This is a genomic window from Candidatus Kapaibacterium thiocyanatum (assembly GCA_001899175.1).
Lineage (GTDB): Bacteria > Bacteroidota > Ignavibacteria > Kapaibacteriales > Kapaibacteriaceae > Kapaibacterium > Kapaibacterium thiocyanatum.
Window position 1 is genome coordinate 173487 of the sequence record MKVH01000013.1, and the last position, 13448, is coordinate 186934.

Annotated in this window: 16 protein-coding genes; all 16 read right to left on the reverse strand. The window is 59.8% G+C overall.

Features of this window, described 5'->3' with window-relative positions; translation table 11 throughout:
• Positions 1 to 14 precede the first annotated feature (14 nt).
• Positions 15 to 977: a hypothetical protein gene (locus BGO89_02625; GenBank protein OJX59331.1), complete on the reverse strand. Its 963-nt coding sequence runs from the start codon at positions 975 to 977 to the stop codon at positions 15 to 17.
• A complete protein-coding gene (locus tag BGO89_02630) occupies positions 958 to 1155 on the reverse strand; it encodes a hypothetical protein (protein OJX59332.1) in 198 nt (65 codons plus the stop codon). Before BGO89_02630 ends, BGO89_02625 begins: the two co-directional genes overlap by 20 nt.
• A 16-nt stretch (positions 1156 to 1171) precedes the next feature.
• Complete coding sequence (locus tag BGO89_02635; GenBank protein ID OJX59333.1) at positions 1172 to 1966, reverse strand: hypothetical protein; 795 nt, start codon at positions 1964 to 1966, stop codon at positions 1172 to 1174.
• Positions 1963 to 2517 carry a hypothetical protein gene (locus BGO89_02640; GenBank protein OJX59334.1) on the reverse strand — a complete coding sequence of 185 codons (555 nt, stop codon included), beginning with the start codon at positions 2515 to 2517 and terminating at the stop codon, positions 1963 to 1965. The genes BGO89_02635 and BGO89_02640 overlap by 4 nt, the downstream gene beginning before the upstream one ends.
• A 48-nt stretch (positions 2518 to 2565) precedes the next feature.
• Positions 2566 to 3090 (reverse strand): hypothetical protein, encoded by a 525-nt coding sequence (locus BGO89_02645; protein OJX59335.1) that lies wholly within the window; start codon positions 3088 to 3090, stop codon positions 2566 to 2568.
• Between the two features lie 36 nt (positions 3091 to 3126).
• Complete coding sequence (locus tag BGO89_02650; GenBank protein ID OJX59336.1) at positions 3127 to 3921, reverse strand: hypothetical protein; 795 nt, start codon at positions 3919 to 3921, stop codon at positions 3127 to 3129.
• 39 nt (positions 3922 to 3960) lie between these two features.
• The gene (locus BGO89_02655; protein ID OJX59337.1) at positions 3961 to 4317 is read right to left on the reverse strand and encodes a hypothetical protein; all 357 of its coding nucleotides are present in this window, start codon (positions 4315 to 4317) and stop codon (positions 3961 to 3963) included.
• A 114-nt stretch (positions 4318 to 4431) separates the two neighbouring features.
• Positions 4432 to 5307 carry a protein-(glutamine-N5) methyltransferase, release factor-specific gene (locus BGO89_02660; GenBank protein OJX59338.1) on the reverse strand — a complete coding sequence of 292 codons (876 nt, stop codon included), beginning with the start codon at positions 5305 to 5307 and terminating at the stop codon, positions 4432 to 4434.
• Positions 5282 to 8551: a carbamoyl phosphate synthase large subunit gene (locus tag BGO89_02665; GenBank protein OJX59339.1), complete on the reverse strand. Its 3270-nt coding sequence runs from the start codon at positions 8549 to 8551 to the stop codon at positions 5282 to 5284. Before BGO89_02665 ends, BGO89_02660 begins: the two co-directional genes overlap by 26 nt.
• A 9-nt stretch (positions 8552 to 8560) precedes the next feature.
• Positions 8561 to 9484, reverse strand: coding sequence for an aspartate carbamoyltransferase (locus BGO89_02670; GenBank protein ID OJX59340.1), 924 nt, complete (start codon positions 9482 to 9484; stop codon positions 8561 to 8563).
• 89 nt (positions 9485 to 9573) lie between these two features.
• Positions 9574 to 9903: a hypothetical protein gene (locus tag BGO89_02675; protein ID OJX59341.1), complete on the reverse strand. Its 330-nt coding sequence runs from the start codon at positions 9901 to 9903 to the stop codon at positions 9574 to 9576.
• A gap of 178 nt (positions 9904 to 10081) precedes the next feature.
• On the reverse strand, positions 10082 to 10570 hold the full coding sequence (locus BGO89_02680) for a hypothetical protein (protein OJX59427.1): 489 nt from the start codon (positions 10568 to 10570) through the stop codon (positions 10082 to 10084).
• Positions 10571 to 10604: 34 nt separating this feature from the next.
• Positions 10605 to 11204 carry a CDP-diacylglycerol--glycerol-3-phosphate 3-phosphatidyltransferase gene (locus tag BGO89_02685; GenBank protein ID OJX59342.1) on the reverse strand — a complete coding sequence of 200 codons (600 nt, stop codon included), beginning with the start codon at positions 11202 to 11204 and terminating at the stop codon, positions 10605 to 10607.
• Entirely contained in the window at positions 11186 to 11950 is a 765-nt protein-coding gene (locus BGO89_02690) for a triose-phosphate isomerase (GenBank protein OJX59343.1), read from the reverse strand. The genes BGO89_02685 and BGO89_02690 overlap by 19 nt, the downstream gene beginning before the upstream one ends.
• 5 nt (positions 11951 to 11955) lie before the next feature.
• Positions 11956 to 12501, reverse strand: coding sequence for an LPS export ABC transporter periplasmic protein LptC (locus BGO89_02695; GenBank protein ID OJX59344.1), 546 nt, complete (start codon positions 12499 to 12501; stop codon positions 11956 to 11958).
• Complete coding sequence (locus BGO89_02700; protein ID OJX59345.1) at positions 12498 to 13283, reverse strand: 3-deoxy-8-phosphooctulonate synthase; 786 nt, start codon at positions 13281 to 13283, stop codon at positions 12498 to 12500. Before BGO89_02700 ends, BGO89_02695 begins: the two co-directional genes overlap by 4 nt.
• Between the last annotated feature and the right edge of the window lie 165 nt (positions 13284 to 13448).

The window sequence follows — 13448 nt, forward strand, 5'->3', positions numbered from 1 at the left end:
GTTGTGGACTGTTCCTATTCTTCTGGTACAAGGACGATCTTCATGTGTCCGGGTTCGATACCGGCTTCGCCGAACGTTCGCTGCGCCTTCGCATCGCGCGAGAGATAGACCGCGAATCCCGACGGCAGACTGTATTGACTTGGTGGATCCTTCAGGTAGATATAGACCGGCACGGGATACGGATAGAGGCCCTGCACCAGCCATCCCTGATGGACCGGTTTCGGAGAGACCGCGACCCCGTTGGAATCCGTATAGCCGATACGCAACATCTTCACCGACGTGTCGTGGACGAACTGGGAGAGCAGGCCTACGCCGATGAGATCCTTCGAGGCACGTATGCGCTCACGGACGAATTCGAAGGATGATTGCGTCGGGATCTTCGGCTCGATGGAGGCCAGCTTCCCTCGCGGCCTCTTCCCGTTCGTGACGAGCTTCATGAGGTTACCGTAGACGGACGAGCCGGCGCCGGGAACGATGAACGTAGGAGCTGGCGTTCCCTTCGGATACTGATCCATGTCCACCTGCCCCCCTTCCAGCCACGTCCGGATATGTTCGGCATTGAGCGTATCGCTGGGATAGGACTTCGCGGCATAGAAGACCAGGGCATCGCGTGCGATGAGCGTCCGTGGGAAGGACGCTGCGCGTCCCGCATCCTGTGCCGAATCTTCGTCCGGCAGAAGGTCCCGCGCCACGATGCATGCCCGCGTTTCCAGCCGGAACAGATCGGCGAGGGCCTGACGCCCGGATTCCGGAACGAGTTCGATGTGGGCGTCGGGGTAGTCCTTGTCGTAGGCGGCTTTCGCTGCCTTGAAGAGCGGTTCGATCTCGGCGTCGATGGTGATCGTCGCCGTACCGGACAGCGCCGTTTCCTGGAGCCTCGCCCTGTTCCCTGCCTGCTCTTCGCCACCGCAGGCGGCGGCGATAAGGGCAATGATCGTCAGGGCGATGGGAATCGGGCTATTCCTCATCATCGTCATTGGACCTCCTGCGGGCTAGTATATACATCACGAGACGAAGCGTACCGAAGAGAATGACGACAATTCCGAAGATCTCGTGGAGAGGCGAGGATAGGCCCTTGAACGGAGAAATGCCGCCGAGGATCGCCATTCCGACAAGAATGACCAGTATCCTGGCGGCATAGTTGATGACGGTCATGTCGTACGAGGACCGTTTAGTGCAGGCGGAACCGGATAGGTATACGTACCCATACGGATACAGGATTGCCGTTCTGGATACCGGGCGTGAACTGCGTTCCGCGAACGGCCCTGACGGCCTCTTCGTTCAGCAGCGTGTTGTCCGACTCCATCACCTTGATGTCCTTGATGCTTCCATCCTTGCCGATCAGTGCCGCGACGAGGACCTGGCCTTCGATACCGTTGCGCTGTGCCATCTTCGGATACTGCACACGGCGCTGGAGACCTTCATAGTCGAAACCCGGTTCCTTCTCGACGGCCACGAAGTCGTCGACGTCCGGAATTTCCTCGCGCTGTTCGATCTGCAGGTTCGCGTTCGGATCCACGCCGATACCGTCGCTGAAACCACCCATGTCGTTGCCATCGCCACCGACGGCCGAGGCACGGTTGATTTCATCCACGTTGGCGAAGTCTTTGGCATCCGGGGCGATCAGGGCATCCGGAACCGGAACCGGTGTACCGGCACGTGCGGCCGGACCCGATGCCGCTGCCGGCATGTTGGCAGGCGGCGGTGGGGGCGGCACATCGGCATCCGTCGGCGGCGGGGCCAGGTTGTCGATGCTCACGCGGACGAGCTTGACCTTGACCACGTTCGGCGGCGGAAACAGCATCGCCATCACCGTCTTGTACGTGAAGTTGATGAGCAGGAGCAGCAACAGGGCGGCCGTCGTATAGACGAAGGCCCGGACGGTGTTCCGGCTGATGATTTCCTTCAGCTCGGTGGCACCGTACTTCAACTGCTCGAAGGGGTTCTTTGCAGCGATGGTACTCATAGTCCCTTGATCTCCTCGACGTCCTTGTCTTCCATCGGAGCGACGGTGAACTTGCGGCTCCGTTCGTTGATACCGGCCTGCTTCAAGCCCTGGATGATCTGCGGCTCGGCCTGGTTCAGTATGTCGAGAACCTCGACGACTCGTCCGTACTGGACGTTCTTACCCGACTTCAGCACGACGATACACCTGTTCTTGAGGGCCACGTTCTGATCGACGACGACCTTCATGAGATCTTTTACCGACGACACGGGCGTCGGCTGGTCCATACCTTGATTGTAAAAAAGCTTGCCGTCGTCCCGCACGCGGATGGTGAACAGTTCGGACTGTTTCACCTCGACCGGCTTGTCTATCTCGGGCGGTACCGACATCTCCATGGTCTGCGGCGTGATCATCGACGTCGTGAGCATGAAGAACGTCAGCAGAAGGAAGGTAATGTCAACGAGCGGGGTCATGTCCAGACGGAAGCCAAGACGTTTCTTGGCCTTCCGCTTGCCTTTCTTCCCGCGCCGCTGTCCGCCTCCTCCGCCGAGCGCCTCGCCTCCACCTGCCATAGGTTGGGTCTCCTGTTTTCTCGTATTCCGTTAGGGGTGCAGGCCGGATTATCCGCCCTGCTTCTTGTCCGTGACGAAGTTGAAGGATGTCGCGCGATTCTTCCGCATCTCTTCCATCGCATTCTCGATGTACTGATAACGGACACGCCTGTCGGCATCCACTGCGAACCTCGCTCTCGAATTGATGATACGTGCGGACTGGATCATGGTCCCGAGCCACTTGAGGTCGGTGACCTTGAACTGCCCGGTCGTCTCCTTCGCACCCGGATACTGCTTCGCCATCATATCCTGGGCGAGCTTCATGCGATCCTGCTCGTTGACCATGGATACGTAGTAGGCCGTGTCCTTCGTCACCGAATCGATACCGACCTTGATCAGTACCAGATCGTTCTCCGGCAGCTTCGTCGTGTCTGCCGACGACTGCGGGCGCTTGATGACGAACTTCTGTTCCGACTCCGTTTCGGACTTGAACTTGGCGGTGAACATGAAGAACGTCAGCAGGAGGAACGTGATGTCCACCAGCGGCGTCATGTCCATCGTCACGCCAATCCGCTTCTTTTTAATCTTCGACATGCCGTATTCCCGTTAGATAAAACGAAACGGTCCGGATCAATGGTTACCGCCGGTGCGAACCGACAGTGTTTCCATAAGGTCAAGGATCGTTTCATCCATGGTATAGACGAAGTTGTCGACCTTGGTCGTGAAGAAGTTGTAGGCAACGATCGAGAGGATGGCTGCGAGCAGACCACCGGCCGTGTTGTACAGTGCTTCCGAGATACCGATGGAGAGCATCTGAGCGGAAACCGTTCCACCGGCACCCAGTGCCTGGAACGACTTGATCATCCCGATGGTGGTACCGAGCAGACCGATCATCGTCGAGATCGAAGCGACCGTCGACAGCATGACGAGATTCTTTTCGAGCAGTGGCGTTTCGAGATTCATGTTCTCGTCGATCACACGCTGTACGTCGGCGAGCTTCTGGTCGGGATTCATCTTGCCATCGTGCTCGACGGCGCGGTAGCGTTCGACGGCAGCACGGAGAACGTTGGCCATGGAACCGCGCTGCGTATCACATTCCTTGATGGCGGCATCGTAGTTGCCCTTGCCCACGAGTTCGACGATCTTCTTGCCGAACGCATGCATGTTGCTCTTGCCTTCGGCCTTCTTGATGGACAGGAAACGCTCGAACGTATACGTGATGGCGAGGAGAAGGCAGGCGATGAGAAGGCCCACCAGAATACCACCCGTATAGATCATCCCCCACATGTTCTGGGGATTATGCATGTCGACGACGCCAGTCTTGGGATCACGGAAGTTGGCATCGGCGCCAAGCAGGAGGTAGAACACCAGGTAGGCGACCACAAGACACGCCACGGTGATGATCACGTTCGTCATGTTCTTCATACGACACCCTTATTGAAACAGGACTGTTTGTTAACAGCGTTATGATGACACGTTCTGACTCGATTTGGCTACTTCCACCGTCGGAAACAAAGGAAACACCAGCTCGAGTTTTGTTACAGCAAAAATTTGTCCGATGGTACCGTTCATGCCCGCGAGCGCGATGACTCCACCACGCCTCGCCAGCGCCGCGTGTGCGGCGAGCAATGCACTGATGAAGGATGAATTGAGATAGGAAACGTCGGCGAGATCTACGATCACATGCGGACGCTCGCGCTTCGTCAACCCCACGAACACATCGCGTAATGCATCCGTCTCCTCTCCACCAATGAACTGCCCGTTCAGGGATACGATCGTAATTGTCCCTTCGTCCCGTACATCGATCTGCTCGTCAAGCATTCGTTCCTGCCTTGCCGACGCGACTGTACGCGAGCGGCCAAAACTAACAAAAAACGACCAACGCCATTGACGCTTATTGGCGCCAGGGCAAAGGTATTACTGCATCATAACATATCAGACCATCGTTCCGGACACGATCCGCGGTATTCCGGCAAGATCGTCGATGACCTCGACGGTCATGCCGGCCTCGCGCGCAAGGTCGGCCACGATATCGGCCTGTCCGGCCATCACTTCAACCAGCATGTGGCCTCCCGGTTCCAGGGTCCGTTTCATCATATCGATACAACGCCGGAAGAACGTGAGTCCGTCCGCATCGTCCGTCAACGCAATGTGAGGTTCGTAGTCCCTCACCTCTTCCTGCAGCGTCGGTATTTCGGACACAGGAATGTACGGAGGATTCATGGTTACGAGGTGGAACCGTCCCTCCGGCCATGCGTCCAGGACATCCATCACCTCGACGTCCACCCTGTCCTCCATACCGTGCTCGCGAGCATTCTCCCTCGCGATCCTTACGGCTCCCGGCGATACGTCCACCGCGAGCCAGTGCGACGTCTTCGCATGAACGGCGATGGCAACCGGAATGCATCCCGAACCGGTTCCGATATCGAGGCAGCGGGCACCGTCCGTATCCGCAAGGATCCGGATCGCTCGTTGGACGAGGAACTCCGTTTCAGGACGCGGGATGAGGACATCCGGCGCGACCGTGAACAGGAGTCCATAGAAATCTGCCTTGCCGACGATGTACTGCAGCGGTTCGTGCCGTACCCTCCGTTGTATCATGGCTTTGAGTGCTGCCAGCTCGTCCTTGCCGAGCGGACGTTCGAAGTCCGTATACAATTGTACGCGCGAACACTCCAGCACGGAGCAGAGCATCAGCTCGACCGTCAATCGGGGTGAATCGATATCCTTCTCGCGAAAGTAGTCGGATCCCCACCGGATCAGGTCGAGAACCGTCCACTGCTTCTCAAGCGCCGGCACCGGTCTTCGCATAGTACTCCTGGAGCGACGTGGACGTAAAGGTCTCCGTGCGCAATGCCCGGATACCGCTCAGGCTCGCATCGGCGGCCGCCAGCGTCGTGAAGAACGGAACCTTGTACTTCATTGCCGTCTGTCCCATCACGTACTCGTCGTAACGGGCATTCTCACCCAGGGGCGTATTGATCACGATATGGACCTCACCGCTGGCGATCTGGTCGACGATGCTCGGACGTCCTTCATAGTGCTTGAGCACCGACTGCGCCTGAACGCCGTGCTCCTGGAGGAACTGGGCCGTACCGCGGGTAGCCAGGATGTTGAAGCCGAGTTCGGCATATCCCCTGGCCATTTCAACGGCACGCTGGGACTTGTCGTGCGTGCTGAGCGAGATGAAGACGTTGCCTTCGGTAGGTAGTGTGTTTCCGGCGGAGATGTGTGACTTGACGATGGCGCGGCCGAACGAGCTGTCCATACCCATGACCTCTCCCGTGGACCGCATTTCGGGTCCGAGGAAGACGTTCACGCGCGGGAACTTGGTGAAGGGGAAGACGGATTCCTTGATGGCCACACGGCCGATGTTCGTTGAGAAGTCCTTCACGCCCATGTCGGCGAGCTTCTCCCCTACCATGACGCGCGTGGCGATCTGGGCGAGAAGGACGCCCGTCGCCTTCGATACGAAGGGTACCGTCCGCGAAGCACGCGGATTGACCTCCAGGACGTAGACGGTGTCGTGCTGGACCGCGAACTGGATGTTAAGGAGACCGATCACGTTCAGTTCCCGGGCGAGCGCACGCGTATAGGTCTTCATGGTCTCGAGCTGCTCGTCGGTGATGTTGTACGGGGGAAGCACGCAGGACGAATCGCCGGAGTGCACACCGGCTTCCTCGATGTGCTGCATCACGCCGCCGATGACGACCGATTCACCGTCGGCGACGGCATCGACGTCGAATTCGTAGGCGTTCTCGAGGAAGTGGTCGATCAGTACCTGTCTGGTGGGATCCTGGGCGATCGCGTTCTGCATGTAGGTGCGCAGGGACTCCTCACGGTAGCAGATCTGCATGGCGCGGCCTCCGAGCACGTAGCTGGGACGTACCAGGACGGGATAGCCGATACGTTCAGCGATGATCACGGCCTCGTCTTCCGAGAGCGACGTTCCCCAGGGAGGACATGCGATGCCCAGCCTGGCCAGCAGATCACCGAAGCGTTTGCGGTCTTCGGCGAGGTCGATCCCTTCGGGCGACGTTCCGATCAGCGGTACGCCGGCATCGGCAAGACGCTGGGCGAGCTTCAGTGGCGTCTGGCCGCCGAACGTCACCACGACACCATCCGGGCGTTCGAGTTCGACGACGTTCATCACGTCCTCGAAGGTCAGCGGTTCGAAGTAGAGTCTGTTCGTCGTGTCGTAGTCGGTGGAGACAGTCTCGGGATTGCAGTTGATCATGATGGCTTCGTAGCCGATCTTCCGCAGGGCGAAAACGCCCTGGACGCAGCAGTAATCGAATTCGATGCCCTGGCCGATCCGGTTCGGACCGCTTCCGAGGATGATGACTTTCCTGCTCGTACTCGGTACCGCTTCGTTCTCCTGTCCATAGGTCGAGTAGTGATACGGTGTCTCGGACTCGAATTCGGCGGCGCAGGTATCGACGGTCTTGTAGACCGGTATCACGCCGAGTTCCTTACGTCGTGCCCTGACCTGGGCTTCGGACGTTCCGGTCATGAGGGAGATCTGGACGTCGGAGAAGCCCATGTTCTTTATGTGGCGGAAGTCCACGGCCGAGATCGACGCCAGGCCCTGCCCCGATTCCGTACGTTCGATAATGGAATGTCCTGTGTCGATGATCTCACGGCACTGCTCGATGAACCACGGATCGTACTTCGTGAGCATGTGGATTTCGTCCGTCGACATTCCGAAGCGGAGCGCATCGACGAGGTCGAACATCGATGTCGACGTGCGGATGCGCAGCCGTGAGCGGAGCGGCGCGAGATTGTTCTCGTCGGGACGTTCGAGCGTGCAGAGCTCAACCCTGTCGAAGCCGAAACCGTGACGGTTCTGTTCGAGGCTTCGCATGGACTTCTGCAGGGCTTCCTTGAAGGTGCGGCCGAAGGCCATCACCTCGCCGACGGATTTCATCTGGACGCCGAGCGTGTTATCCGATTCGCGGAACTTCTCGAAGTCCCAGCGCGGGAACTTGACGACGACGTAGTCGATGGAGGGCTCGAAACAGGCAGGCGTCTTCTTCGTGATGTCGTTGAGGATTTCGTCGAGCGTGAATCCGACGGCGAGCTTCGCGGCGATCTTGGCGATGGGGAACCCCGTGGCCTTGGATGCCAGGGCCGAGCTGCGGGATACGCGCGGATTCATCTCGATCACGATCATGCGGCCGGTCCTGGGATCGATGGCGAACTGGATGTTCGATCCTCCCGTTTCCACGCCGATCTCGCGGATGATGCGCAGTGCTGCGTCGCGCATGCGCTGGTATTCGCGGTCCGTGAGCGTCTGTGCCGGTGCCACGGTGATGGAATCCCCGGTATGCACACCCATCGGGTCCACGTTCTCGATGGAGCAGATGATGACGACGTTGTCCTTCGTGTCCCGCATCACTTCGAGTTCGTACTCCTTCCATCCGATCACGCTCTCTTCGACCAGAACGCGGTGGACGGGGCTGGCGACGAGGCCCGAGCGCAGCATTTCACGATACTCTTCCATGTTGTAGGCAATACCGCCGCCGGTGCCCCCCATCGTGAAAGACGGGCGGATGATGACCGGGAAGCCGATTTGGTCGATCATGGCCATGCCCTGATCGAAGTCGTTCACGAAGCCGCCGCGCGGCATGTCCATGTCGCAGCGCTTCATCGCCTCGAGAAACTGTTCGCGGTCCTCGGCCATGTTGATCGACTTGATCTGCGAACCGATGAGAGCGATGTCGTACTTCTCGAGGATGCCCCGTTCGTGCAGTGCCATGGCCGCATTGAGGGCGACCTGGCCGCCCATCGTGGGCAGGATGGCGTCCGGACGTTCCTTGCGGATCACTTCCTCGATGAACTCCGGTGTGATCGGTTCGACGTAGGTCGCGTCGGCCACGTTCGGATCGGTCATGATCGTGGCGGGATTGGAATTGATCAGTACGACGCGATAGCCTTCCTCCTTGAGCACCTTGCAGGCTTGCGTGCCTGAATAGTCGAATTCGCAGGCCTGGCCGATGACGATCGGGCCGGAGCCGATGACGAGAATACAGGAGAGGTCGGTACGACGAGGCATGGAAGTCCTTTACGTGGCTGTAGGTCGGTCAGTAAGAATACGTCGGAGCACCGCCATGCGCACGGCTACGCCATGCGAGACCTGACGGTGGATGAGGGTCTGGGGAAGATCGAGGACGTCGGCATCGGCTTCCACGCCGACGTTGACGGGTCCGGGATGGATGACGACGGTATCGGGATGCGCCAGGGCACGATCGAGCGTCAGCGCGTATCGGCTGCGATAGTCGTCGAACGACGGTACGATGACGTCAGTCATGCGCTCGCGCTGGATGCGCAGGAGGTTGATGACCTGGGCCCACTCCAGAGCGTCCGAAATGGACTCGAAGCGCAGGAGGGAACGTATGTCGTCGTCCTCGCCCATCAATGCGGGTGGAGCGCAGACGGCGACATCGGCACCGAGTTTGGTGAAGACGTCGATGTTGGAACGCGCCACGCGGCTGTGGCGGATGTCGCCTACGATGCAGATACGCATTCCTTCCAGCGTACCACAGCGTTCCATCAGTGCGGAAGCGTCGAGCAGTGCCTGCGTGGGGTGGGCCAGCGATCCTTCGCCGGCATTGATGACGGACATCGCCGTATACGAGGCGACGGTTTCGTGCGTGCCGTTATCGGCATGACGCAGGACGATGGCGTCGAAGCCCATGGCTTCGATCGTCAGGACCGTTTCGCGCAAGGTCTCCCCTTTTTCCACGCTGCTGCCCGACGGCTGGAACAGGACGGTATCCGCGCCCAGGCGATGGGCGGCCGTCTCGAACGATAGTCTGGTGCGGGTGGAAGCCTCGAAAAAGGCGAGAACGACACGTCTCCCGAAGGCCACGTCATGCTGCTGTGGCTTCAGGCCGTTGCTGGAAAGATATCCATGCGCCTCGCGGATAATGTCGAGGACGTCATTGGAGGTCAGCGTACGGGTGGACAACAGGTGCGAAACCGGCATGAGTGCAAATTTACCATTCAACGTCGAGCAATCGGTACGGACAGGGCAAAAAAAAGCCCGCCAATGGCGGGCTTCATGTCAAGCTCGGCTTACTTCTTCTTGCCCTTGGCGGCTGCCTTCTTCGGAGCGGCTGCCTTCTTCGGAGCACCGGCCTTCTTCTCGCCATTGGCGATGGCCTTCAGCTCGCTGCCTGCCGTGAACTTCGGAACCTTGCGAGCGGCGATCTTGATGGATTCGCCCGTACGCGGGTTCTTGCCCTTGCGAGCGGCGCGCTTGGAGACACCGAACGTACCGAAACCGATGAGCGATACGGAACCGCCCTTGCCGATTTCGGACTTGATGGCGTTCAGAGCCGCTACCAGTGCGGCATCGGCCTGCGTCTTCGGCAGACCGGCACCCGAAGCGATCGCTTCGATCAACTCAGCTTTATTCATTTGTACCCCACAAAAAGCTGTTGAAAAAAATACTTGCGGCACGAAAATATCAAGTGCCCATCGGGTTCCGCAAGCACGAGTTATCCACAATCCTAGATTTTATGGGGCTTCCCGGGGGGAGGTACTCCCGAAACCGCCTGTTCATGGGGGTTTGGGGAGGCCGTCAGGGCAGCGGACGGCCATTCGACACGACCAACGACACGAGCACGACCTGCAACGCGATGAAGCCGAGATGCAGGCACAGAGCCGCAAAACAGCCGGCGAGCGCGTCGTCGGCCATGACGCTCCATGCCTCCGTACGCCCGTTGATGACGGATAACGGCCAGGGTTTGCGGATGTCGAACAGGCGGAACAGGACGATGCCCCCGAACCACCACCAGACGGACATATAGGCATAGGGCAGCACGAGGACGAGGCTCATTCCCATGGCTTCGTCGATGACGACGGCCGATGGATCGCTCCCCCACCCCGCCTGCACGCGTGGAACGCTCCACAGTCCGAGGAGACCGAAGACGACTGCCAGAGCGAGGTAGACGTACTGGAGTGTGGCGATGTCGGCCGGGACGAGGATGGCCGGAAGAGCCACGGCGACACTGCACCACGTACCAGGTGCGACCGGCAGGTAGCCGAGGCCGAGTACGCTGGCAACGATGGCTGCTGGCGACGTGCGCGATGTCGCCTGTACGTCAGGATTCACGGCGGAACATCGTTCTGTTGTCGAGGACGTATTCGACGGCGGTCCACAACGTGAACAGCGTGATACCGAGAATGGCCAGATAGGTCGGGGTCGAGTAGAGCAGCCTGTATGCATCCGATGCCGCCGGTTCCGAAAGCACGTGGCGGGCCCACATGAGGATGAGGACGTAGGCGATGAATGCCATCTGGAGGAAGGTCTTGACCTTCGCGCTCCGACTGGTGACGAGCGGCTTCCCTTCCGCCGATGCGAGGCTTCGCAGAGCCGTGGTACCGAAGTCGCGGACGACGATGATGATGACCATCCACAGCGGCATGATGTCGTGCACGAAGAAGACGACGAAGGCCGCAGTCGTCAATACCTTGTCTGCGAGCGGGTCGAGATAGACGCCCAGCTCGGTCACCTCTCCGTATTTCCGTGCGAGCAGACCGTCGAAGTAGTCGGAGACGGCTCCGACGATGAAGAGAACCGCCGCGACGTTGATCGCCCAGGCCGTATCGGTCAGGGCGAAGACGAGGAAGATCGGCGCGATGAAGAGTCGTGCGAGTGTGATGATGTTGGCGATGGTGAACGTCACGCCGTTCCCCCGCATTCGCGTGCCGCCGCCGCGACGATGGTTGCGAAGACGTCGGCCTTGAGCGAAGCCCCGCCGACGAGTGCACCATTGATATCCGGACATGCGAAGAGCTCCGCCGCATTCTCGGACGTGACGCTGCCGCCGTAGAGGATGGCCGTATCGCAGCCGTTCGATACCAGGAGTGTGCGAATCCTGTCGTGGACTTCCTGCGCCTGACCTGGTGTGGCCGCGAGGCCCGTACCGATGGCCCATACGGGTTCGTAGGCGATGATACTGGACCTGATGGCCGCGGCACCCGCTCCGGTGATGAGGGCGCTGATCTGACGCGTGATGACGTCTGCCGTGATACCCGCTTCGCGTTCGCTCAGTGTTTCGCCCACGCAGGCGATGGGAAGCATTCCTGCATCGAGGACGGCCTTCAGCTTCCGGGCAACGACGTCGTTCGTCTCATGCTGGTCACGCCGGCGTTCGGAATGCCCGACGATGACGGCGCCACAACCGATTGCCTCGAGCATCAATGCCGAAATCTCGCCCGTATAGGCACCCGACGGTTCGTGATGACAGTTCTGTGCGCCGATCTTCATACCACTGTCACCGATAGCGGCGAGGGCACCGGCGATGCCGGTGTAGGGCGGACAGAGAATGACGTCGACTCCACGACCGATGGCGTCCGCGACGCGTGCATCGCCTGCGAGCGATGTCGCCAGCGAAGCTCCCTGCTGCGGAAGCGTATTCATCTTCCAGTTTCCTGTCACGATCATAGGTTTCATCGTTGCTCTCCACGAACCCTGAACTTGAAAATGCGATAGGAGGTGAGATACTGGTCCGACTCGAAGCCCTCGCCTTCGATGGTTTCCTTCGGCGATACGATACGGACGTATTCGGTGGTTGAGAACCGCTCGCGGCTGTTGTCCCATACGAGTCTCGTCGTCGACAGTGACGTACGCGAGCTGTCGGACCATACGATGACGTTACCGATGGCGACCATGTTCTTCGTCCTGTCGTCGATGATGGCACTGTCGGCCGTAAGGCGCGCCATGCGTCGTCCGCTCGTGGCGCTGAAGAAATCGACGATGACCGTATCCCCGAGCGTCGTTTCCTGCCTGTCTTCCCAGAGCCTCGCCACTGCCGACTGCAGAATGGCCTTTGTACGGATCGAGTCCGTGAATCTCACACGCACATTGTAGGAGATATGCGCCGGCTGCCCTTCCGTGGAGTCGGGTCCACGGCGTACCGGACCCGAATGCTGATAGCATCCCGCGAGGCCTGCCGTCACGGCGAGCGCGACGAGAAGAACGAGCGGGCGCCTCATCGGCCGATGCTCCAGTGCGCCAGGACGGAACGCAGGAAATCGCCGGAGCGTTCGAGCGGAAGCTGCGTCGCCGCATCGCTCTTCGCATTGGCGGGATCGGGATGGGTCTCGAAGAACAGACCGTCGACGCCGACCGCCGCAGCGGCACGGGCGAGCGCCGGGATGAATTCCGGACGTCCGCCGCTCTGCGCACCTGCCGACGGTTGCTGGACGGAGTGCGTGGCGTCGAAGATCACCGGAAATCCCGTGGCCTTCATCGTGACGAGACCGCGGAAATCCACGACGAGATCATGGTATCCGAAGGACGTTCCCCGCTCGGTGAGCCAGACGGAATCGTTCCCTGCTGCGACGACCTTCGCTGCGGCCTTGGCCATATCGTCGGGCGCCATGAACTGTGCCTTCTTGATGTTCACCGTCTTTCCCGTGGCTGCGGCCGCTTCGAGAAGTGACGTCTGACGGCTCAGGAATGCCGGTATCTGGAGCACGTCGACGTATTCCGCCGCATGTGCGGCTTCCGCGTCGGCATGGATGTCTGTGAGTACGGGCAGGCCGAAGTCGCGTCCCACTTCCGCGAGATAGGACAATGCCTGCTCGTCGCCGATACCCTGGAAGCTGCCGGAGCTGGTACGGTTCGCCTTGCGGTACGATCCCTTGAAGACCAGTTGTACGGGCAGATCGCGGGTAATGGTCAGCAGATGGTCCGCGACGGTGCGTACGAGATCTCGCGATTCCACCAGACAGGGGCCGGCGATCACGAGCAAACGGGAGGAGTCTACGTGCATTGGTCTGTTTTTTGATGGGCAAATTATCCAAATCCTGCGAGGCCGCGGCATACAGACCGTTGCGGAGGCCCTTCGTAACTTTGCCGCACAAGAGGAAGCATGCATGGCACAACGTCCTGAGAACATACCTATCCGTCGAATCCCCCAACAGGAAAAGGCCTCAAC